At 38.6% G+C, this 22,131-nt stretch carries 21 protein-coding genes and 1 pseudogene; all 22 read right to left on the bottom strand.

Annotation, left to right across the window (positions count from 1 at the left end; genetic code table 11):
* Nucleotides 1–735: an FkbM family methyltransferase gene (locus tag PHG87_00515; protein MDD5476683.1), complete on the bottom strand. Its 735-nt coding sequence runs from the start codon at nt 733–735 to the stop codon at nt 1–3.
* 131 nt (nt 736–866) lie between these two features.
* On the bottom strand, nt 867–1,886 hold the full coding sequence (locus PHG87_00510) for a glycosyltransferase (GenBank protein ID MDD5476682.1): 1,020 nt from the start codon (nt 1,884–1,886) through the stop codon (nt 867–869).
* A 214-nt stretch (nt 1,887–2,100) separates the two neighbouring features.
* Complete coding sequence (locus PHG87_00505) at nt 2,101–4,695, bottom strand: hypothetical protein (protein ID MDD5476681.1); 2,595 nt, start codon at nt 4,693–4,695, stop codon at nt 2,101–2,103.
* A 1-nt stretch (nt 4,696) separates the two neighbouring features.
* Nucleotides 4,697–5,641, bottom strand: coding sequence for a GDP-L-fucose synthase (locus tag PHG87_00500; protein ID MDD5476680.1), 945 nt, complete (start codon nt 5,639–5,641; stop codon nt 4,697–4,699).
* Nucleotides 5,634–6,854: a DegT/DnrJ/EryC1/StrS family aminotransferase gene (locus tag PHG87_00495; GenBank protein MDD5476679.1), complete on the bottom strand. Its 1,221-nt coding sequence runs from the start codon at nt 6,852–6,854 to the stop codon at nt 5,634–5,636. Before PHG87_00495 ends, PHG87_00500 begins: the two co-directional genes overlap by 8 nt.
* 4 nt (nt 6,855–6,858) lie before the next feature.
* Nucleotides 6,859–7,902 (bottom strand): GDP-mannose 4,6-dehydratase, encoded by a 1,044-nt coding sequence (gene gmd / locus PHG87_00490; protein MDD5476678.1) that lies wholly within the window; start codon nt 7,900–7,902, stop codon nt 6,859–6,861.
* Nucleotides 7,903–7,925: 23 nt separating this feature from the next.
* Complete coding sequence (locus tag PHG87_00485; GenBank protein ID MDD5476677.1) at nt 7,926–9,089, bottom strand: glycosyltransferase; 1,164 nt, start codon at nt 9,087–9,089, stop codon at nt 7,926–7,928.
* On the bottom strand, nt 9,082–10,491 hold the full coding sequence (locus tag PHG87_00480; protein MDD5476676.1) for a radical SAM protein: 1,410 nt from the start codon (nt 10,489–10,491) through the stop codon (nt 9,082–9,084). The genes PHG87_00485 and PHG87_00480 overlap by 8 nt, the downstream gene beginning before the upstream one ends.
* Before the next feature lie 10 nt (nt 10,492–10,501).
* Nucleotides 10,502–10,960: an acyltransferase gene (locus tag PHG87_00475; protein MDD5476675.1), complete on the bottom strand. Its 459-nt coding sequence runs from the start codon at nt 10,958–10,960 to the stop codon at nt 10,502–10,504.
* 111 nt (nt 10,961–11,071) lie between these two features.
* Entirely contained in the window at nt 11,072–11,770 is a 699-nt protein-coding gene (locus PHG87_00470) for an SGNH/GDSL hydrolase family protein (protein ID MDD5476674.1), read from the bottom strand.
* A 230-nt stretch (nt 11,771–12,000) separates the two neighbouring features.
* Nucleotides 12,001–12,840 (bottom strand): glycosyltransferase, encoded by an 840-nt coding sequence (locus PHG87_00465; protein MDD5476673.1) that lies wholly within the window; start codon nt 12,838–12,840, stop codon nt 12,001–12,003.
* Nucleotides 12,841–12,845: 5 nt separating this feature from the next.
* The gene (locus PHG87_00460; protein MDD5476672.1) at nt 12,846–14,351 is read right to left on the bottom strand and encodes a radical SAM protein; all 1,506 of its coding nucleotides are present in this window, start codon (nt 14,349–14,351) and stop codon (nt 12,846–12,848) included.
* Complete coding sequence (locus PHG87_00455; GenBank protein ID MDD5476671.1) at nt 14,348–15,331, bottom strand: glycosyltransferase; 984 nt, start codon at nt 15,329–15,331, stop codon at nt 14,348–14,350. The genes PHG87_00460 and PHG87_00455 overlap by 4 nt, the downstream gene beginning before the upstream one ends.
* Nucleotides 15,267–16,061: a glycosyltransferase family 2 protein gene (locus PHG87_00450; protein MDD5476670.1), complete on the bottom strand. Its 795-nt coding sequence runs from the start codon at nt 16,059–16,061 to the stop codon at nt 15,267–15,269. Before PHG87_00450 ends, PHG87_00455 begins: the two co-directional genes overlap by 65 nt.
* Nucleotides 16,058–17,305, bottom strand: coding sequence for an oligosaccharide flippase family protein (locus PHG87_00445; protein MDD5476669.1), 1,248 nt, complete (start codon nt 17,303–17,305; stop codon nt 16,058–16,060). The genes PHG87_00450 and PHG87_00445 overlap by 4 nt, the downstream gene beginning before the upstream one ends.
* Nucleotides 17,295–18,044, bottom strand: a complete 750-nt coding sequence (locus tag PHG87_00440) for a hypothetical protein (GenBank protein ID MDD5476668.1) — start codon at nt 18,042–18,044, stop codon at nt 17,295–17,297. Before PHG87_00440 ends, PHG87_00445 begins: the two co-directional genes overlap by 11 nt.
* Entirely contained in the window at nt 18,028–18,747 is a 720-nt protein-coding gene (locus PHG87_00435; protein ID MDD5476667.1) for a phospholipase D-like domain-containing protein, read from the bottom strand. The genes PHG87_00440 and PHG87_00435 overlap by 17 nt, the downstream gene beginning before the upstream one ends.
* A gap of 7 nt (nt 18,748–18,754) precedes the next feature.
* On the bottom strand, nt 18,755–18,904 hold the full coding sequence (locus PHG87_00430; GenBank protein MDD5476666.1) for a hypothetical protein: 150 nt from the start codon (nt 18,902–18,904) through the stop codon (nt 18,755–18,757).
* A pseudogene (locus PHG87_00425) lies at nt 18,901–19,430 on the bottom strand (Zeta toxin family protein). The gene PHG87_00430 and the pseudogene PHG87_00425 overlap by 4 nt, the downstream one beginning before the upstream one ends.
* A 15-nt stretch (nt 19,431–19,445) precedes the next feature.
* Complete coding sequence (locus PHG87_00420; protein ID MDD5476665.1) at nt 19,446–19,778, bottom strand: MarR family EPS-associated transcriptional regulator; 333 nt, start codon at nt 19,776–19,778, stop codon at nt 19,446–19,448.
* A gap of 292 nt (nt 19,779–20,070) precedes the next feature.
* Entirely contained in the window at nt 20,071–20,844 is a 774-nt protein-coding gene (locus tag PHG87_00415; protein MDD5476664.1) for a hypothetical protein, read from the bottom strand.
* Between the two features lie 40 nt (nt 20,845–20,884).
* Nucleotides 20,885–22,063 (bottom strand): ATP-binding protein, encoded by a 1,179-nt coding sequence (locus PHG87_00410; protein ID MDD5476663.1) that lies wholly within the window; start codon nt 22,061–22,063, stop codon nt 20,885–20,887.
* Between the last annotated feature and the right edge of the window lie 68 nt (nt 22,064–22,131).

Below are 22,131 nucleotides of genomic sequence, written 5' to 3'. Positions count from 1 at the left end.
TTATATCCTTCCTAAAACGGTATCGTATCCACCCCGCGGGATACACCCAATATTCACAACCTTTGATTTCCTAAAATCGAAATAACAATGGGGTTTATAATCCAAATAGGCTTCTATTGCGTTAGCGCCATCCTCAATACGGATCAAATCGTAAACAGGCGCTAAGAATTCAAATACTTCCTTGATATGCTTCTCCTGCCAAAATTCTTCTATGAATTCAAATATGATATAAGGACGATACCCCTGGATGGTCGACTTCGCTCCTTTAAAAACATTGAATTCATGCCCCTCTACATCAATTTTAATTAAATTTGGCGATAGCTTATGAGACTGACAAAATGCATCCAGAGTTACACACTTAACTTCTGTTTCTTCCAGTTCTCCTGATTTATCCAATATATCAAAAAACTCTAAAGAACTCGTAGGACCGCAACCTTTAGTATGCCTATAAAAGACTCTATTTCCCGATGTACTCGAGAGAGCAAAGTTCTCGATTACAACATTTGAATGTTTCAGATTTTTCCTTAGCTGCTTAGCGATCAACGGATTCGGCTCAAAAGAATATACCGCCCCCTCCCTTTCCCCTACAGCCTTGAGCATAGAATAGCTGTAAGTTCCACGGTTTGCCCCAATATCTATCACGCAATCGCCTTTTTTTAAGTACTTAATCGCAAATTTAACAACGGCATCCTGGGTTAGACTTTTTAATCCAACATTTACAAAAAATTTATACATCTGAAAATGTAAACTTGGATGTATCCTATAAGGGATATTTCCGACAAAATTATAAATTGTTGACAGTGGAGAAACCATAATTTTTAATTATACTACTTCCATTAATACGACGCAACTATTCAGTATAATACCTAAAACAAATTTTTCTTCTTTAGATCTTTTATCGAATCATCAAGCGGATTATGCTCCTTGTAGAATTTTCCGAGTTCTGCCGATGCCTGAGCGCACTTTGTATATAAATCTTTATCATCAAGCAAAGTCAGAATAGCCTTGGTAACAGACTCAACTCTATCGTCAACGACTATTCCTGCACCATACTTACTGATGACTTCAGATGTAAAAGCATTTACTGTCGAAACTACAGGTAACCCAAAATGGAAATAGCGCCGGATTTTCTCCGGATCGCCGTATGTTGCCGATGCAGCAGCGCTACAGGACCATATTGCAAGTCCGATATAGGAATATTTTATAAGGTAATTCAACTCCTCCTCTTTGATAAAACCGGTAAAGATGAGATTCCTAGCTATCTTTAACTTCTCTATGAGCGAACACATTCTTGGCTCTTCCTTATCAGCGTGTCCAGTTATATAAAGCTTTATATCGGGATGCTTCATAATTACTACCGAAAAAGCTTCCAGAACAATCCCTAAGCCTAGATGACCTGCCCGCGTAGCATAAACAATTCTATTCATCTGCCTTTCATTTATAGCTAAAGGCTCTCCAGTGAAAAATGGAAGCCCACCATGGATAATAAAATGAGGTGCAAGCTTCAATGGGTCAAGCCCCCTCTCCAGCCTAGATTTATGTATCCTCGGATTCATCATCCAGATGTAATCACACCTATAGGCGGCTATCTCATCCAACTTAAGAAAAATCCAGTTTTTTAACCTAGCATATCTATTAGGATGATAGTCGTTGGAAAAATATAAAACAGTTCGGATGCAGCCTAGCCTCTTCAAGAGAACCGCGCTTAAAGCATTGATACTCTCGACACCAATAAACAAATCTAGCTTATGAGGAATACAGAACAGGATAAAATAGAAATTTGAAATAAAATCGCGTAATTTAAGCCTAATTACCGTCTGACCCGATGTTAACTTCTTATTACTTCTCCAGTACAACAATTGCCATAATTTCGGCATTTTCTTCATCCATAAAGGCTTTCCACCTCGATAGAGGGTTAATGTCGGAGTCAAATCAAACTCACCCGGCATAGGCTGACTAATCATATAAATATCAAAGAACCTCAAACAAAGAAATCCTGTAATGTTTTGGATGGGCCCAAAAAGCGTATAGGCTTCGTTATCAACTGTATTTATATAAGTGCTAAGACAAATGCGATTATAGTTCATTTTCTGTGCAAACTTAAATAAAATTCTTCCTTTTTATAATAAAAGACCAGGCCAATAAGACCAAAACGATAAACGAAAAGATGATAACATAAACCCGGCTTATGTATAAAACTTTTTGAGGCCAAAACTCGATAATTACCTCGAGGTCATACGAACCGTCACTGTTGTTCTTTAGGTCTTCTGGGAAATTATTTTTTAGGTAACCCAAATCAATCTGCCAAAAGTTAGCGTAGCCGTTTACTATTCTATGAAATTTATCATCAATCGCCCTAAGAGAATATGTATCGTAAAAACTACCTTTTGAAATATTATCATTTTGAATAGTCCCTTTAATTTTCTTTGAAATAAAGTCTATGCGATATTGCTCCTCAAAGCTTCTCAGCAAATTAGAGGATAACCACAGAGTTGTTCTTCTATTCTTTACGCTTCCATTACCCAACTCGGAAACCCAATTTTCCTTTAGATAAGTGCCAAATTCTTCTCTGGAAGCCTGAAATGCTTCATTGCCCTTAAAAATTTGGTAGGTATCGATATTCCTAACTTCGGCCTCAGTATAACGCTTAGGGTATATTCTCCAAAAAGGATCAAACGATTCGGAAAAAATAAAAGGAAAAGATTTAGTAATGCCGTGGAATTTTACCTTATATTTCGCGGAATTAATCTGTTTGTATTCAATAACGACTTCTCTATTGTTTAAAGCTTGCTCGTTAGTACTTTCGTTATTCGATTCTAAAATTCCTGCCTTTTCTCCAAGTGGGACATTCTTTAGAATGGAAGGTATGCTTTTGGCATTCTTAACACAGTAAAGCTTATCTGCTACATAAAAATGCGGTAAGAAATAAGCATCAGAAACTTCAAAGAAATCAAAGTAGGGATTAGAAACTAACAGCTTGATAGCCCCCTTATCTTTATAGGAAGCTATCTTAGGAGCAGCCTGGTTTACGAATTTATCCGACACGTCTTTCTGAAAAATTAAATACTTAGCATTAATCAGTCCCGAAAGCGGTATTATCCAAAAAGATTCATCATTACTAGACTCCTCACCCCAAGTAACTCCATAATTCCAGCTCCTGAATGCACTAGGTTCGCTCATTTGAGAAAAAGGATGATTAAAATATTGTATTAGGGGGTTTGCTCCCATATTCTTCCATTTTGGAGATATTAGCCAACCTTTCAGATCCGGATTATCCAAAAACCACGGAACGCTAAGAATCCTGAAATCACTTTTTAGGCGGTTAGTTGCGCTGGCTATGTCAAAATATTCCTGTGGGATTTTAACCAATGAAGCGTATCGGCTTGTCAAATAATCCTTCCCCTGATCCACGGCATAATATTTTTTGTATAGATTACCATTGATAAAGGGCCAACAAAAAATAAGTGTAGAAGCCAACATAACCCAGGGTAAGATTTTATGTTTTGCATTTGCACTATATAAACAATAAGGCATCAGCAACATGAAAGGAAGAAAAATTAGAGTTTTGTCAAAACTCCGCAGTGAACATAAAATAATATTACTGGCAAATATGGAATGTGCAGCTGCTTCCCAGCTAAAGCCTTTTCCTTTATTTAAGAAAAAACCTATAACCAATACCATAAACCCGAATATGATAATAATCCTTTTATAAGTATTTTTCCGAGAGGACAAGAAACTTACCGCTAAAAACAGAAATAAGGAAAAACTTAGCATAATAAAAAATAGGAAACTTACTTTATTAATGTTAACCAAGCCAAAGAATCTAGATCGGAATGAAAAAACATCCAACATGGGTAATGATTGTGAATATATCCACTCAAGATTATTTACCTGATATCTTCCTGCCTTAACAGCAGCATTGTAACCGAGCAATATCGCCGGCCAGGTAAAAATATACATCGCAAAACTGCTGATAAATACGAAGAAATAGAGAAAAATTTTTTTGCCTAAGATTGCAAAATTATATCTTCTATCAAAAATAGAGATGAAAATAATGTAGATAGAAGTTAATATAGTATAAGCGACAAAATAAGGTGGACCTGCCCAGCAAACGGTACTTATCAACATGGCTACTGCGCACCAGAGCAGGTTCCTGTTCAAAAGATGAACATCCATAAAATAAGCATGAAGAGTAGCAAATAAAACCGGAATAAAAATATACGGAAGGAAATAAATACACGGCAGTTCAAATCTTATAGCTGTGTATGAATTTAGTGAGTAGAGTAGCGAGAAACAAAGTATTGTAAATTTATCTGTTTTTTTATCAAGCCCAAAAAAAATGGTTGCTATATAAAAAGAGAGGAAACTGCCTCCGAGGAAAATGAAAAAATAGGCTACAGACATATACTTCTGTCCGATAATATTCTGGATAAAGCCGAGAAATGAATAATAGAACGGAACATATAAGAAATTTAAATTCCCTTCTCCATAGTTTACAAAAACATTAGTAAACCAATTTATTGCACCTTCAAAATTTACAAATTGAAAGAAATCGCTATAACAAAAGATACGCCCTTTAGGAAATTTATTTAATATCGATATTGCTAAAATGATAAGTAGAATGACCAGAAATGGAAAAGCTGGAGATTTTGTAATCAAAGAGGGAACTCTTGAAAAAAATGATTTCTTACGCATTTTAATAATCTAAATAATTATTCTTATACCATAAAACTGTCTTAACTATACCATCATCAAGAGTGGTCTTCGGTTTCCAGAGAAGTTTTCTGGCTTTAGAATTATTTAATAGTTTCCTAGGCATGCCCTCAGGAATTACCTTATCCCATAAGATTTTACCTTTATAGCCAACCTTATCGCTTATAATCCCTGCCAACTCCTTTATGCTAAGATCTTTTCCATAGCCTATATTTACAAAACAAGGAAAATTCTTAGCGTCGTAACGTTTTATGAAATACAAACAAGCCAAAGCCACGTCTTCCGTATACAAAAACTCTCTTCTCGCCAGGCCCGTACCCCATACTTCGACATGAGGAAGATTGTATCTTTTAGCTTCAACAAATTTACGGATTAAAGCAGGAATTACATGCGAATTAGCCAAATCAAAATTGTCCCCTGGCCCATAAAGATTGGGCGGAACAAGACAGATAAAATTAGTGCCATATTGCTGATTATAGTACTCGCACATCTTTAGACCAATAATCTTGGCCAAAGCATACCCTTCATTAGTCGGTTCAGGCTTACCGGTGAGTAAATATTCTTCTTTCATCGGTTGAGGACATTCACGGGGATAAGCACAGGAACTTCCCAGATAAAGCAGTTTTTTTATTCCCAAGCGGTAACTAGATTCAATTATGTTGGCTTCAATCATAATATTATCATAAAGAAATTCTGCAGGATGGCTAATGTTCGCCTGAATTCCTCCTACTCTAGCAGCAAATAGAAAAACATATTCAGGCTTTTCTTTATGCATAAAACTTGAAACTTTAGCCTGATTGCGCAAGTCCAATTCTTGTGAACTCCTCAAAATAAGATTACGATATCCTTCTTTCCTTAAAAGACTCACCACGGCCATACCTACCATACCGGTGTGCCCGGAAACAAAAATCCTCGATTTCTTATGCATTGCGCTCCTTAATTATCTTTTTAAATGTTGAAATTATATAATCCAAATCTCGTCGTTTAAAGTATTGATGACAACCGATATAAAAACCATTTGCTCCAATATAGTCTGCATTCGGCAAAACACTAGCATATTCTTCCTTTAGATGAGAATAAGCCGGTTGCTGAGTAGGGATACACCCAAATATAGGCCTAGTTTCTATCCCATTTTTCTCGAGCTTAATCCTTAATTCGCGACGCGAAATAACCTCGGGTTTCTTTATAACCACAGGGTAAGCTAAATAACTTACATTCTTGCTAAAAAGAGGAAGTTGTAATATTCCTGATAATTCTTTTAGCCCCTGGTTGAGATAACTTAAATTATCCTGTCTTTTTTTAATAATTTTGTTAACGTCTTCTATTTGAACGCAAGCAATAGCAGACTGGAACTCCGTAATTTTGAAATTATAACCCACAATATCATGAAGAAACCTCGGATCAAAGTCTCCCTCTCCGCTATAGCCTCGTAAAGAAGGACATTTCTCCTGATGACGCAAGCATATATCGCACTTACAATACCTGCCATTGGTTTTAACTTTCTTACAGAAATGATAAAGCTCATAATTGTCGGTAGTAATTGCACCCATTTCTCCTGCAGAGAGATTATGTGCTATATAGAAAGAGAATACTCCCGCATCGGCATTAGAACCGCATTTCTTACCCCTGTAAACACTACCATGTGCTTCCGCCGCATCATCAATAACAAGTAAGTTATATTCTTGCGCAATCTTCTTTATCTCATCTAATCTGGCGGGATATCCCATTAAATCTACAGCCAGAATCATGCTATATTCAGATTTATCCTTAGCCTTCCTTAAATAATTCCTTATATTTTCGGGAGTAATGCAGAAAGTCACCGGATCCACGTCTACAAAAATCGGCTTAAAACCTGTCAAAGTAAGAGCGTTGGCATCTGAAATATAGGTTAAGGGCGAAGTTATAACTTTGGGGCGCCCCTCTAATGCATGCAGATATTTTAAAGCAGTTAACACAGTAATAAGCGCTGCAGTACCTGAACTTGTAGCAACACAGTACTTCGAGCCGATATAATCTGCCCATCTCTTTTCGAATTCACGGGTCTTTTCTCCTTCAGATATCCTGCCGGAGTCCAGCACCTTTATTACTGCTCTCCTCTCTCGCTCTCCGATTTCTATATTACCGACATTGATCTTCTTCATAATACTAGTCTATACCCCACCACCTATCAGGAAATTTATTGCGCAATATTTTATCTCCCTGGCCAATCGGCTTTAAACCAATATGACGCATATCTGCATCTACCATTATTTTTACTAATTCTTCGAATTTAATCCTTGGTTTCCAGCCTAAACTCTTCTTAGCCTTAGCCGTATCAGCAATCAAATTTTCGACTTCCGTAGGCCTAAAATAACGTTCATCGATTCCCAAATAATCCTTATAATTCAATCTGGCATAATCAAAAGCAAGAGTTACAAATTCACCCACAGAATGCGATTCTCCAGTACCGATTACATAATCTTGAGAGTTTTTTTGTTGTAAGATTTTCCACATCAACTCAACATATTCCGGAGCGTAACCCCAGTCTCTCTTAGCCTTAAGATTACCGAGATAAAGTTTCTTTTGTTTACCGGCAATAATATTTGCCAGAGCCCGCGTAATTTTTCTGGTAACAAATGTTTCTCCTCTTCTTGGTGACTCATGATTGAATAAAATACCATTAGCAGCAAAAATATTATAGCCTTCACGGTAATTTTTAGTCATCCAATATGAATAAACCTTAGCGCAGGCATAAGGACTTCTGGGGATAAATGGCGTTTCTTCACCCTGCGGAGGCAAGGCGTTACCGAACATCTCACTTGAAGATGCCTGATAAAACTTTACACTATGTTTGCTTCTTCTTACCGCCTCTAGGATCCTGGTAGTACCTAAGGCAGTGGCATTTCCTGTATACTCCGCCATATCAAAACTTACGCGCACATGGCTTTGAGCACCCAAATGGTATATCTCATCCGGCTTTATATTATAAACGATGTTTGAAACCTGCTCACCATCAGAAAGGTCGCCATATTCAAGAAAAAGATGTACCTTGGGTTCATGTAGATCCTTAAAGATATGATCGATTCTTCCAGTATTAAAGGTACTTGCCCTTCTGATAATTCCATGCACCTGATAGCCTTTGCTTAATAAAAATTCAGCAAGATATGAACCATCCTGCCCCGTAATCCCTGTGATCAAAGCTTTCTTCATTTTGATATCTCCCCTTTATAATACTATAAACAACTAGACAGCGCTTTACTAAAAATATTATCCCAGCGCATACTTGAAACAAATTCCGTTGCATTCTTCCTACATTCAAAATAGAGTTTATCGTCTCGTAAAAGTCTCAGCGCCCCGTTTACAAAACTCTCCCTATTATAATTAATAACGATACCTAGACCCCTCGACTTTATCTCTTCCGATATCTCAGGTACCGCAGTAATAATTACCGGCAAACCGCTTGCCATATATTGTTTTGGCTTACTGGGATCCGTATACCAGGTAATACTGTCAGGGCTTGGTTCATATAAAGCTAAACCAATACCGCAAGTTGCAAGAATATTTTCGACATCACTATGTTCAGGGAGATATCCTTTAAATTCAACGTAAGTTGATAAATTATTTTCTACCACTATCTTCTTAATTCCCGCCTCTAAGCATCCTCCTCCTATAATTACTAACCTAGCATCCGGAACCACTTTTATTATATCACTAAAACCATCAACAACCAATTCAAGGCCCTGATTTTTCCTCAGATGCCCCATATAAACAAAATAATTGCGATTAACCCTCTCTTTCCTCGACCCTTCAATTTTACCAGAATTTACTCCTATCGGAACGACCATCTGATGTTCGTATCTTTTTATCCCCTTCTTCATTCTTGCTTTTGCCATCCGAGCTGATAAATTCCAGACAAAATCGCTTTCTTGAACGCAAAAACTGTCTACTCGATGATAGACCCAATTCAAAAACTTATTTTCAAATCTTTTCGGAGTATAATCAATCGTGTAGAGAATTACTTTTTCAACCTTACCTAACTTCTTTAGAATAATCCCCACAAAGGCGTTCAATGGATCCACGCCAAAATAAATATCCAACTTACCTTGGTAATAAATAACCCAATAAAAAGTATATAAGAGATCTTTGAAATACATAAGCAACTCAGGCAATCTAAAACCGTAAGCCTTAGTTTGCTTTTTAATTACACCTTTCTGATATATTTTACAAAACGAACGGATATCTGCTGCGAATTTAAAAGGATGCCCAATAAAGATTAATGAGGCTACTTTATCCTTAAGATAAACCTCCAACTCTTGCGCTGGACCGGTTGCATAAACATGCGTAACAATAGCTACTTTTAGACTACGTAATCTATCTAATAAAATACTTTCAGTCATTTTTATGCCTTAACCAACGCTTAAAAAAGCTTGTTTTCATAAGCGTCTTTAAACTTCCCCAGCTCATATTTTTAATCACGCTAAAAAAACGCCGGAAATTGGTAAGATAGAACTCCCTTAATGCCCTTCTCTGCCAATAAACTAAATCCTCACCACTTAAACCATCATAATGTATCCCCTTAGCAATCATACCGGAGGTTGCATCTTCCTTGCCCCATTCAATTTCATTATAAGGTTTTCCCTTAGAATATAAATCAAATATTTCTGTCCCTGGATAAGGCACTAACACATTAAACCATGCCCTGTCTAAAGGAAGTTTCTTGGCAAAATCAATAGTCTGACGAATTGTTTTCTTGGTTTCACCAAGAAGCCCAATAATAAAAAAACCATAAGTCAATATGTCATGTTTATTTGCCATTTTTACCACTTGCGCTACGCGAGATAAATTAAGTTGTTTTTGGGCGCGGTTGAGTATCTCCTGGCTACCAGATTCTATCCCGAAACCAACCAGATAACATCCTGCCTCACGCATAGCTTTAAGTAACCCATCATCAACCTTATCGATTCGGATACCATTTGGACAGGCCCAGAGAATCTTAATCTTACGTGCACATATCTCTTTGCACATGGCAAGTGCATGGCTTTTTTGCATTGTAAAATTATCATCGGAAAGAAAAATCTGCTTTACCCCATATTCACGCATCAATAATTCAATTTCATCTATTATGTTCTTGGCGCTGCGCATTCGAAAAGAACGTTTCCACATAAGAGGACCACCGCAAAAGTTACACTTATAAGGACAACCACGTGTAGTTATAAGAGGAGCGATCGGTCTTTCCTTTACCGGTGTAAGCGCTGGCTGCAAATTATATTTTGAAGGCGGGATATGATGCCAAGCTGGAAAAGCTATAGAATCAAGGTCTTTGATGAATTCGCGGCTAGCATTAATCACGACACCTTTATCGCCATCATTAAACGCAATGCCGGGGACATTATGGTAATTTTTGCTTCCTGACGCTAAAACAGCCGCCAGCTCTACAATAGTTTGCTCTCCCTCTCCTAATACGGCAAAATCACTTCTTGTATAACGGAGAGTAAATTCAGGTGCAATTGTCGGCTGCGGACCACCAATCACAATCGGGTAATCTCCAGCTTCTTTAATCTGTTGAATCAGCGAACGTACCTGTGGAAGAGCGCGTACCATTAAAGATATACCTACAAAATCAGGTTTATAAGCAACTAACTGTACCTTAAATTCTTCGTTTGAAACAGGCTCTAAGGTATGGTCAACTAATACTATTTTATGTCCTGCCCCTTCCAAAGCCGCAGCAATATAGCCTAATCCTAAAGGTGGAGATGCCCAGGTATCTTTATATTCAGGTTGAATAAGTAAAATTTTCATAATACTTAGTTTAATAACTATCGTTTAGAAATGTTTCATTCTTTGCTTTTTCCATACCTTCTTGAGAAAATCTATACTTGATAAGCCTAGCCGGAACTCCGCCCACTATCGCAAATGCAGGTACATCCTCAGTGACAACGGCATTTGCCCCAACAATAGCGCCCCGGCCGATTTTAACATTTGGCAATATAACCACATTAGCGCCTAACCACACATCATCACCTATCTCTACCGAACCAATGGCTATATCTTGAAACATCATCGGCTTACCCAGATCACTAAAACCATGGTTTGCGGTTAAAATATTACAATTTGGACCTATCATAACAAAACTGCCAATCTTTAACGAACCTATTCCGGAAATAGTAGTATGATGATTAATGCAAACATGATCTCCAATCTCAATCCCTGAAGGAGAACCAATCATACATGAATTCATAATATAAACCTTTTTCCCCATTCTTTTCATAAATAACTTCCAAAATCCTGCCCTTATCAAAGAGATTCTAAAGATTATTTTGTTATAGCAGCTTTGACAAATCTGAATTAAATTCTTTTTTTTAAGTATCATCTGAGGCCTTTATTGTTTCATTACAAAATCGGTAATTGTAGTTTGAGCTATAGAACCTATAATTGCGTATCCTGCATCAGTAAGATGAATTCCATCAGCATTAAAATAAACCTTATTGGAATAAGCTCCATCAGCGCCAATATTGATATCTCTGGCAATGTCAATTATTCCGTCAGCGAATTTAGTCCAGTTATTGCGGATTAAAACATTGTATTGGTTTTTCTGAGAATCAATATTAATTCGTGAAACCATTGTCATTACTAAAACCTTCCATCCTAATCTTCTTTGGCGTTGACAAAACTCTCTCAAGTAAGAATAAGCTTGTGCTGGAGTAACACCATACCAAAGATCATTAGTCCCCCCCCATATAACAACGATATTTAATCCCGAATCATAGTTATATATAGAATTAAGCTTATCGTCTGAGCTATGATACATATCTGATATTTGGAAACCAGCTACAGCAATAGTTAATGAAGTTATCGTTTGCCCATTCCAACCGGGGAGCTTAATGTAATAATCGTATGGGTGATTCCCACCATAACCTAAAGTCAAAGAATCTCCAACATATGCTATTTGAGGAGATGCTACCTGCCTACCCATAAACGCAGGTGTGTGATTTTTTTTAGAATGCTTAACACAACCTATAAGAGAGATTGTTAACAAACAACAAATTAAAACTATTAATACTCTGGTGATTTTGCCCATAATACTCCTCCTTTTATAAACATATTACCTTGCTATAATCCTAAGATTGTAAACAATTTAGTGAACATAAATAAGGCTACCTTCCAGCCTTCTACGAGCACTTTTGCTTCAAATAATGTCTCAAAGATCTCACGATTTAGCAATTCATCCCGTAATTTGCACATCTCAGATTTATTTACGCAGATCCTAATCCAACTAGAAACTCAGCAATTCTACAGGTAACCTCCACTTCAACCGTTCTTCTCCTTAAAATAAATCTTGGCCGTTTTCGTTAAATATATTGAACCCACCGAAAACCTTAATAAATACATACCTAGAGTCAGAATAGGATGCATCAGGAGTTTCATCCATCCATCCTCTCTTAAGAAAACTCCGAAAAATCTATATAAAAAACCAAATTGCTTCTTTATAATCGGATCAGAACTACCCCATTTATTTTTATATTTTTGGAAAGAAAAACCATAATACGTTTTCTTTAACAGATACCTCTTTAAGTTAAATACGCCTTCATGATGATAGATACAAGATTTAATAATTCCTACGGTATATTTCTCCCTTATCCGCCTATCGAAATCCCAGTCTTCAGGCCCAGTAAGATTCTCGTCAAATCCACCGATCTCAAGAAAATTTTCCCTACGAACAAATCTAACGCAATCAATAACCGTACCGTTATAAAAACTTCTTTCGAAATCCCGGACATTAATCCAAAAACCATTCCCGGTAATCCTTTCAGGAATATAAAGCGACCCTAGATGATCAAGTCTACACTTTTGCACACACTCTGATATCAAGCCTTCTGAAATCGCCATGTCCGCATCTAAAAACAAAATAAACCCCCCAATTGCCTTATGCGCTGCAAAATTACGCTGGGCAGAACGCTCAGGCCCATACAGATACAATTGGCAATTGTATCTCTTAGCTATCTCCTGTGTATTATCCGTAGAATTATTATCGACTACAATAACTTCTATTTTATCCCGAGGATAATCCTGCCTATTTATCGAATCCAGACAGTTCCCTATGTTTTTCTCTTCGTTCCTGGTCGTAATTACTACCGAAACATCAATCATAATAACTAAACCTTCTTAAAATCAACAATATGCCCGAAAACCTTTCTGGCGGCGCGTAACCAATACTTTAGATCATCAATATCTTTTAAGGAAAATAATTTTCTTAAGATAAATTCGGGCTGATAGGAAACCTTATACATCCCCTGAACAAGCTGCATCACCTTAACATCATCAAATGGAGTGCGCATAACCGGCTGTTTCATATCATAATCATTCCAATCCAAAGTCTTAAGCCATCCTTCTTTCTTGCATTCTTCAAATAATGGAGTTCCCGGATAAGGAATTACCATAGTTGCCTGCATCGTATAGGCGTATCCCTTCTTAAGCAGCCAACTGCCTAACCGTAATGTTTTAAGCGCATCTTCATAACTTTCCCAAGGATAACCAAACATAACCGTAATATGCGGGTAAAGCCCGGCCTTAGTCGCTGCCTCACATCCCTCCACAATACGCTCAACCTTAAGGTTCTTATTTATCCTGTCTAATGTTGTTTGATTCGCTGACTCAAGGCCGAATAAAAGCAGACGAAAATTAGCCTGCTTCATAAGACTATAATCTTCATCACTTAGTGCGCCAAAACGCATATTACAGCCAAAGTAAATTTTTTTATTATAGCCGCGGCTAATCATGCCCTGACAAAAATTACGCAACCACTCTCCCGCCGGAAAACACCCGCTATCATCCATAATTTCCCGAACATTATACCTTTCAATAAGCTCCCCAATTTCATTAAGGACATTTTCAACACTCCGGCTGCGGAAGCTTGGATAAAGCGTAGGCCAAGAGCAAAATGTGCATTTTCCCCACCAACAATCACGGCTGCTCATAATATAAGTTCCGGGAATACGCTTATAGTTACCATTCTTATAAGCATAATCCTGCCAACATGTCAGAACACGATCAATGAAAGGAACTTTATCTAAATTGTGGTTTAAAGTAAATTTACCGGTATTCTTTATTTGGCCGTTCTCTCGATAATATATACCGGGCTCGAATTCAACGCTGTCGGGGACAGTCCCCTGCGGGGACAGTCCCCTTTGCTTAAGAACATTACATAAGTTTAAAAGCAAAAAATCATAATCTCCACCGGTAATGACAAAATCAACCTGAGAATTCTGAAAAGATTCTTCGGGTAAGGCGGTAACGTGGTCGCCGAATAATACGATCACGGGGACAGTCCCCTGCGGGGACAGTCCCCTGGCGCTTTCCTTTAGGTCATTAATGATTTTCCAATGCTCTTTTACAACCGGGGTTTTGGTTTCAAAAACAATAACATCCGGCTGCTCTGTACGAATAAAATCAAGAAACTGCGCAGAACTCCAGCCCTTAGCCAGGCAATCGTTCCAAATAACATCATATCCTGCCTGTTTAAGCATAGTCGCCGCGGTAGCCGGAACAACCGGATAAATCAGAGTTGGCTCTTTAAAATACTGGAACTGCCGGTTCTGGCCTAAAGTAGGACAACCTTTTTCATTGCTTAATGGCGGATAAGAAATTATGACTTTCATCATTCTTTTAACCCTCTAGCCAACAAACCTTTGATAAAAAAAATACCATAAGTAATATGCGTGAGAACAATACCTGAGAAAACCATAAAACTTAGGGACAGTCCCCTTCGGGGATAGTCCCTAGTCCCTGATAAGCTTGATATAAAAACTATTGTTAAATATAAAACTGCACAAACAAGATACAATAACTTAGCCGGATAGGACAATAATCCAACAACCGGACCAAAGATTAAACCTGCGACAAATATACTGGGGATAAAATATGATAGTTTTAAGGATGTCTCCGGAAATTTCTTAACAAAATATCCCCGATGCAGAGCATAATTAGCGATTTGCTTCAAGTGAGCCATAAACACTGTGCGGCGATGATGAAAAACCAGAACAGCCGGATCATAGATAATCTTCTTGCCTAACTTATGCGCAATATCAAGGCATAGCTTTGTGTCTTCTCCGGGCCAAAAGCTTGTATTAAAACCTCCCAGTTCTTCAATTACATCCTTACGCACAATAAAATTGCAGCTTGGCAAATCATCAACTGTCCTCTTTACTTTAGGAACATAGCGGTAAACAAAATTCCCACTGACCATAAGTGATGAATAAATCTTGCCGCTTGCCTGTTGGCTTAAGGTATCATCCGGCGGGGTTATTGCCGGGCCTCCGACTGCGGCCACTTCTGGATCTGAGAAATTTACTATAGCAGATTTAAGCCAATCTTTAACCGGATAAGCATCATCATCGATAAAGGCGATGATCTCACCTTTGGCGTGTTTGGAACCGATATCGCGTTTGTCAGCGGGCTTAAGATTACCGGTTGGAATTACTTTTATGGGGACAGCCCCCTTCGGGGACAGTCCCCTAGCGAAAGCTTTATCCGGAAGGATAATTATCTCAAAATCCGGATAATCCAATTCCAAACACTTAGCGACGCATTCTTCTAAATTCTTTTGCCAGGTTTTTACGGCGATGATAATCGATACGATCATAATATTTTAAAACATACATTCTGTACCAAACAGCGCAAGTATCCCACCAAGTAGTATATATTGAAGAAAAACTGACCCTTCCAAATCTTCTCTGAGGAGTAAGCACAATCGACGCCTCGGTTATTTTATAGCCCAAATGAAAAACATTTACCAATAACTCAAGGTCAAAAGCAAATTTCTTAACCAGAATACGCGGAAATACATCCTTTAAAACCTTAGTCTTAAACAATTTTAAACCTGTCTGGGTATCATGACAAGGCAAACCAAAAAGTATTTTCACAAAGATATAGTAACCTAAACTGATCATTCTACGCTGCAGCGAATAATTAACGACTGAATTAGGATGCATCTTTGAGCCGATTACTACATCAGCATTATTCAGGCGCATAATATCAAAGAGGGTTACTATCTGTAAAGGATGTAAATCCATATCCGCATCCAATAACACGGTATAATCACCGGTTACAAAATGGATTGCTCTTTTTAATGCCCGGCCCTTGCCTATATTAAAAGCGTTCTTCTTTACAATGACGCAACCGGGGTATTTCTTTGCGGCTTCAAGCGCCGCTTCATAGGTCCCATCTTCTGAACCATCATCGACCACAATCAATTCCCAGGGGCAGCCAAAATCCTGAAAAGTCTTAGCCGTAATATCTATGCTGTTGGCAATATGTCCTACTTCTTTATAAGCAGGCATGATTACGGATACTTTTTCTTTAATATCTTTCATACGCTAGGTTTAATCCTTAACTTTGAGAATAATAATGTAAAAAGCAGAAATGAATTTACGCAGAGAACCAGCTGTACCTCAAACAGGCTATTATGAAATATTAGAATACCCGCGAATTGCAGTACCGTTGAAATAACCAAATATTTTATAAAACTAAAACTTTTAAGGGAAAGAAAATAATTAATCAGCACAAAACACAATGCGAAAAAAGTCATCGAAATACTAAATAGCCTTCCTAATAATATTGACTCCGGCAGCGCTTTACCGGTAAGAAGCTTTAAAGTAAACCCGGGAAAGATATTATAAAATATCGCAGCGCTCAAACAAAGACAAAGCGCATAAAGCAGCGACTTCTTTAAAACACTCCGGGTATCAGAGTTAATAGCGTTTAGGCCGCTTGTGCGCGGGAACATTACCAGGCTAATTGCCCCTGGTAAGAATAGGAATATTTTACCCACCATCTGTGCCAAGGAATATACTCCTGAGGCCTGCGGCGAAAAAAAGTATTTTACCAGAACCATATCAAAACTGATCAACCAGATAAAACACATATTGCTTATAGCAATAGGGAATAAATATAAAAATACATCTTTGTAATCCGGCTTCTCCGCTGTCACCTGAGCAGTTAAGAATTTACGCAAAGGGATAATTCCGATAATCACTCCGAAAATAACAGAGATCAAAAACGCCCCCAACGCTCCGGCGATCTGATAACCCAGCGAAATAAATAACACTGTAAAAAGCAGCTTTATAATCCCGCCGAATAATGAAGAGGTAACTAACCAGCCAAATAATTCCAAACCCTGCAATCCTCCGACTAAAACCGGAGCCAGCAAAGATAAAGCAATTAACATGGCTAAGATATAACCTGAAGGCAAAGAATATATTTTTAAGCTGTTGATAATAAACGGCGAGATAAAAATAAATAAAATAAAAATAAAGAATGCAATAATTATACCCTTGGTGAATAAGCCATAGATTAACGCGTTGATTTTATGGGCTTCCTTGCGGGCGCGGTATTGCGAAGCATATTTAGCTACCGCTACCTGGAGTGTTCCTAAAGGATTAGAAATAAGCATAAATACGGCAAGCAAAGCATTGAAGGAAGCAAAATCTTGCGGAGAAAGCTTGTGCGCGATTAAAAGCTGGTAGATAAGATTAAGGAAATTAGCCAGGGACGTCCCCAGAAAAACGAAGATTATGTTCCTGGTGAAATGGTCGAGTTTTTTAATTTTACTTAACATAAGAATGCGATACTTTACCTTTCATCTTGCCTAAAATTCCGGTTACGTAGCCGAATGATCTTTTGGGATTATCCGGGTTTTTCTTCGCAACTACCTTAAAAGCCTCATCCACTTTAGCTGGCCCATAAGTGTTAATAAAACCGGCGATCATCTCAATCACGGTTAAATCATATCCCTTAAAAACCACAAAAGCATAATTTCTGCTTTTGGTTATTAATTCTCTACCGTGAGTATCCTCAAGGTGTTTTAGGCTTTGCTCAAATTCGCGCGGATCATATAATCCCAGGAAAGTGGTTGTGGAGGCCATCCTGCTCTCATACCCCACATCAATCTCGCTACACTTAACATCAATGATATTAAAATCCCTTAAGGCCTTCATTCCCCGATAAAGCGAATTCATACCTACCCCATATTTTTCGATAAGCTGAGGGCGAGAGAGCGACCACTCCGGCGACCGCGGATTACGCCCCAGCTCGGCTAAATTAATCAAAAGGCAGGCCTTGGCATTCAGATCCAATCTATTTGCCCAGCCATAATCCCAATAGGCCCTAGGAAGGCTAAAATTTTCTCCTTCTACTTTTCTTAAAAGCTTCACTTTAATCGGCTGATTAAGCCGGGTATCTATCTCAACTAATTTGTATAATTTATTTAAGTGCCGAAGTAGCGCGTTTATATCCCTGCGGTAAAACGGATGATCTATATCCTTTAACATCCCTAAACCTTCAAGCCAGCACTTCATAATTTGTATTTACCAGGCCAGCGGCATTGCCATCAAAATCCCTTAGGAGCAAAAGCCAGGTATCAAGACACTTTTCATCGTGCCGGTGGAGCATATCCAGGATAATTCCGTTTTTTTCCATTGCCCAATATGGAATTCTAGCCACCGCGCCTTCTTTTAATTCAGGCCTCGAGAGCTTGATCCGCGAAAATTCATCCAAAAGCCGGCTGGCTAATTCAGGTGAATCGATTAAAAATGAAGTCTCGTTGTTCCTCTCAAGCGCGGCGTCAGACCAGTTGTGGCTTCCGGAAATAACTATCCTCTTATCGATAACCATGGCTTTAGTGTGGGTGTAAACTACCGCGCCGTCAAAATAAGCATCAATTCCCTTATCCTTAAGAAACTTAAATGCCGCATAATTTTCCTGGCCCGCGGGAAAAGTAGAGCTACTCTGGTAATCCAAAATAGCCTTAACCTCCACCCCCCTAAGCTTAGCTTTAACCAGTTCGTCCACTAATTGAAAAACTTTTGAGCTTTTGTTTTCTTTGTCGAAACTGATTAAATACATCACTATAAATATAGATTTCTTTGCCTGCGCGATCGCTTTTTGCGCCGCCGGAAAATACTCCCGGTTGTTGAGGCTGACTACGTCGGCCGGATAGCAAAATCCGCGAGTGGTGGCCAAGAGAAGAATAATAATTATAGACAGTGTACGTAATCTCATTCTATAATTAAAGTTTATTTGCCGATATCCTTACCATTTTACCGTTTTTCCATACGGCCAAAGGACGCCCGGATTTTTTATGCTCCTGGACAACCTGGCGAATCGCGCTTTTCATAGCTAACTCCGCCTTATCCTGTATAGTAATCTCCCTTTTCATTTTTTATTCTCCATTTTTATAATCTTGTTAAATGATTGCTCATCAGAAATAATTAAATTCCCATCCACATTTTTCGCGATTAAAACGGGAGTAATGCCGGAGTTATTAAAAATCATCCAAGAATCCAATAACGGCTGATACAATCTAAACAAATTAACCATAGACCTGGTAAAACGCCTACGCACATCCTTAGAGGGGACATCGTGGCCGCCCATTAAGACTCTCTCCTTAATGCGCGCGATAGCAAGCTGTGAATTAGGATATTGACATATGATTTACCTGACAACGTAGTCTCAAATCCGAAATCAACCCCGCTTTCCGCAAACCCATTGATCTGCTCCAAAACAATTCTTCCAGCTTTTATAGCAAATACGCGGGGAGAAAATGGCGAAAGCCCTTGAGCTATGAGATCGGCGTTCACAAAATTCTGGCATACGGCATAATCAGGCAAAAATTTATTCGCAAATGTAGTCTTTCCTGAACCATTGGGGCCAGCAATTATATATACATTTTTATTATTTTTCATGGATTTCTAATATAGTTAATCTCCATAAGTTTTCATCAGTAGATCACTTTCCTGTTTCAGTTTATTGTATTCTACTTCTTTTATTTGCAGGAAATGTTTAATAAGCCTGAATTTTTCTTCCAAGCCTTTCTCGGTTAGAAGATAATGCATTTTTCTTAGCTTCCCGGGGTTACCGGTGAAGCTTTTGGCTTTGATGAAACCCTTTAAAATGAGTTCACGGAGAAGATAGTTAGTTCTACCTAAGGAGATGTTCGGGCGGCTGGAAAGATCCCGTTGAGTAGTATTTGGGTTGGCCTCTAACTCTTTGAAAATAAAGAGAGTTTCTTCTTTTTGGGGCTGTTCAGTCATTGAACGGATATTTTAACAAACAAGGTAAAAAAGTCAAGAGATATGATGTTAAATAGGGACAGCGACCATTTTTCTTGTTCACATAGAAGAAAAAAATGGTCGCTGTCCCTATTTACCCAGTAAAAACATGAGGTTGCAGAATGAAACCTCAAAGTTTATTGCTCATTTAAGCTCTCCTTTCTACTATCAATGGACGTAGAAAGACGTAAAATCTAATAAAAATTCTTTGAATATAAAATATTTGTTTTATATCTCTTTACATTACAAGATCTTAGCTACACTGTCTACGTTATTAGAAAGGGATGGTGATGCCGGCTTCGATTGCTTGTTCTTTTTGGCGGGATTTTAGCCTTACAAAGGCTTCGGCGTCAAGGTGCTCTAAGAATCTATGGGTCATGGTAAGAGTTAGACCTAAAGGCTTGCCAAACTCGTTCTTAAGCGCCAAAATTACTTTGTCACGGCCAAAGGTTACCTCTGCCCCAAATTCTATTGCCCTGACCTTACCCTGGCCATAATCCATTTGAAAAGTCAGTTCTAAATCGCGGCCAAACTTCCATTCACCGTAGAGAATAATTATCTGGCCGGGCGCGCTCAGGCGGCTTTGGCGGATACCTACGCCAATACGATAGCGGATTTCTCCTTTTTTAGGATAAAGCGTCGGCGATTCAAGCTGAACCTTGAATTCAAAGCGCGAGGTTGAGCTGCCTTCAAGCATATAAACAAGGCGATTGGCCGAAGATATGTTCCAATAACCCTGGAAGGTTAATGTGTCGCGGCCATCTTCGGATGTGTATTCTATTTGTTGGTTTTTGTTTAGTTTCCAGCTTCCTTTAAAGGTGTAGGTTTCAGGCGGGCCTTTACGTAAGGTAACTTCAAAGCAAAGTTCATTGTAATCATTGGCGCGCCAGGTACCTTTGAGTTTAAGCACGCGCAATCTAGTACCAGAGGACACCCTGCTTCGCAGAGTGTCCTCTTCTATTGTTTGGATGGTTTCGATAACCAGGGCGCCAGATTCAGCGGCGATAAAACGTTTACGCAGGATATTCTTTGGCTTAATTGATTTCATCTCAAATTGGGGCCGGATCTGTTTTCCTATTACGAGATTATTAAATAACCGACAAGAACTCTTTTAGATTATATGCCCTAGCAGTTTTAGTAAGAGGAAAAGATTTATCAACAAGCGAGATAACACAACCGTCTAGTATAGACAATTTTTTGCTTTTGCTCAGATTGCGCAACCGTTCTATCGAATTAATCATGCTGGAATTGGGCGTTTTAGTTAATTTGATCTCACAAGGCCTAATCACACCCGCCTTTTCTTCAATAATTATATCTATTTCCAGCCCGTTGTTTGTCCGGTAATAGTAAAGAGGCGGCGTTAATCCGAGGTTAAAATAATGTTTTAATAGTTCCTGGATCACAAAATTCTCGAAAATAGCCCCTGCCTGCGCGCCGCGCGTAAGAGCAATTTTTGATTTATTGCCGATTAAATAATTTACTAATCCGATGTCGGTAAAATATACTTTTGGAGATTTTACAATACGGCTGCCTAAATTAAGATGATATGGCCTAAGCAGAAATATAACCTGGGATACTTCAAGGATGCTTACCCATAATTTCACCGCTTGAATCGATACGCCCAAATCATTAGAAAGAGACTGATAATTTAAGGCCTGGGATGAGCGGGCAGCTAAAAGAAAGAGCAGGTCGCGGAAATGGGTTATTTTCTCCAGCCGATAAAAAGGCTGCACGTCTTTCTCTAAATATGTGGATACATAAGATCCAAACCAGCGCTGCGAATCATGGTTTGGCCTTAACATTAACTCTGGATATGAACCATTAATACCGCGGAAAGAATAGTTCTGCGTGGCGCTTTTTGCCTCAGTAATAGCCATGGGCAAAAGATGAAAAATCGCCGCCCTACCCGCCAAACTCTCTCGGAGATTATGGATCATCGTAAATTGCTGCGAACCGGTGAGTATAAACCGCCCTCTTCTCCCTGATTCATCCGCCCTTATCTTAATATACGGCAGAAGCTGCGGGGCATATTGAATTTCGTCTATGATTAACGGCTCTTTATACTCATCAAAAAATAGCTCCGGATCCTCCTGGGCGAGCTTTAAATCGCGCGGATTATCTAAAGAAACATAGCGGTGCGTCTTTTGGAAAAGATGCGCAAGAAGCGTAGACTTTCCCGTCTGGCGCATCCCGGTCAAAACTAAAACGCGGAATTGGAGAGCGGCTTTCTTAAGGACACCTTCTATATTTCGCCTGTAATACTTCATGCTAAAATTATATAATACAAATATGATTTGTCAAGTTAATTATGTATTTACTAAAACAACCGTGATCG

The sequence above is a fragment of the Candidatus Omnitrophota bacterium genome, assembly GCA_028716245.1.
In the GTDB taxonomy this organism is placed as follows: domain Bacteria; phylum Omnitrophota; class Gorgyraeia; order Gygaellales; family Profunditerraquicolaceae; genus UBA6249.
The sequence above is the reverse complement of the archived record's forward strand: the minus strand, read 5'-3'. Positions and strand labels throughout refer to the sequence as shown.

Coding starts and splice junctions, on each gene's coding strand:
- PHG87_00470 (MDD5476674.1), bottom strand. CDS start 11,770: ATGGGCAAAATCACCAGAGTATTAATAGTTTTAATTTGTTGTTTGTTA.
- PHG87_00515 (MDD5476683.1), bottom strand. CDS start 735: ATGTATAAATTTTTTGTAAATGTTGGATTAAAAAGTCTAACCCAGGAT.
- PHG87_00435 (MDD5476667.1), bottom strand. CDS start 18,747: ATGAGATTACGTACACTGTCTATAATTATTATTCTTCTCTTGGCCACC.
- PHG87_00415 (MDD5476664.1), bottom strand. CDS start 20,844: ATGAAATCAATTAAGCCAAAGAATATCCTGCGTAAACGTTTTATCGCC.
- PHG87_00510 (MDD5476682.1), bottom strand. CDS start 1,886: ATGAAGAAAATGCCGAAATTATGGCAATTGTTGTACTGGAGAAGTAAT.
- PHG87_00450 (MDD5476670.1), bottom strand. CDS start 16,061: ATGAAAGATATTAAAGAAAAAGTATCCGTAATCATGCCTGCTTATAAA.
- PHG87_00430 (MDD5476666.1), bottom strand. CDS start 18,904: ATGAAAAGGGAGATTACTATACAGGATAAGGCGGAGTTAGCTATGAAA.
- PHG87_00460 (MDD5476672.1), bottom strand. CDS start 14,351: ATGATGAAAGTCATAATTTCTTATCCGCCATTAAGCAATGAAAAAGGT.
- PHG87_00480 (MDD5476676.1), bottom strand. CDS start 10,491: ATGAAAATTTTACTTATTCAACCTGAATATAAAGATACCTGGGCATCT.
- PHG87_00420 (MDD5476665.1), bottom strand. CDS start 19,778: ATGACTGAACAGCCCCAAAAAGAAGAAACTCTCTTTATTTTCAAAGAG.
- gmd (MDD5476678.1), bottom strand. CDS start 7,902: ATGAAGAAAGCTTTGATCACAGGGATTACGGGGCAGGATGGTTCATAT.
- PHG87_00500 (MDD5476680.1), bottom strand. CDS start 5,641: ATGCATAAGAAATCGAGGATTTTTGTTTCCGGGCACACCGGTATGGTA.
- PHG87_00445 (MDD5476669.1), bottom strand. CDS start 17,305: ATGTTAAGTAAAATTAAAAAACTCGACCATTTCACCAGGAACATAATC.
- PHG87_00455 (MDD5476671.1), bottom strand. CDS start 15,331: ATGATCGTATCGATTATCATCGCCGTAAAAACCTGGCAAAAGAATTTA.
- PHG87_00410 (MDD5476663.1), bottom strand. CDS start 22,063: ATGAAGTATTACAGGCGAAATATAGAAGGTGTCCTTAAGAAAGCCGCT.
- PHG87_00465 (MDD5476673.1), bottom strand. CDS start 12,840: ATGATTGATGTTTCGGTAGTAATTACGACCAGGAACGAAGAGAAAAAC.
- PHG87_00440 (MDD5476668.1), bottom strand. CDS start 18,044: ATGAAGTGCTGGCTTGAAGGTTTAGGGATGTTAAAGGATATAGATCAT.
- PHG87_00495 (MDD5476679.1), bottom strand. CDS start 6,854: ATGAAGAAGATCAATGTCGGTAATATAGAAATCGGAGAGCGAGAGAGG.
- PHG87_00485 (MDD5476677.1), bottom strand. CDS start 9,089: ATGACTGAAAGTATTTTATTAGATAGATTACGTAGTCTAAAAGTAGCT.
- PHG87_00505 (MDD5476681.1), bottom strand. CDS start 4,695: ATGCGTAAGAAATCATTTTTTTCAAGAGTTCCCTCTTTGATTACAAAA.
- PHG87_00475 (MDD5476675.1), bottom strand. CDS start 10,960: ATGAAAAGAATGGGGAAAAAGGTTTATATTATGAATTCATGTATGATT.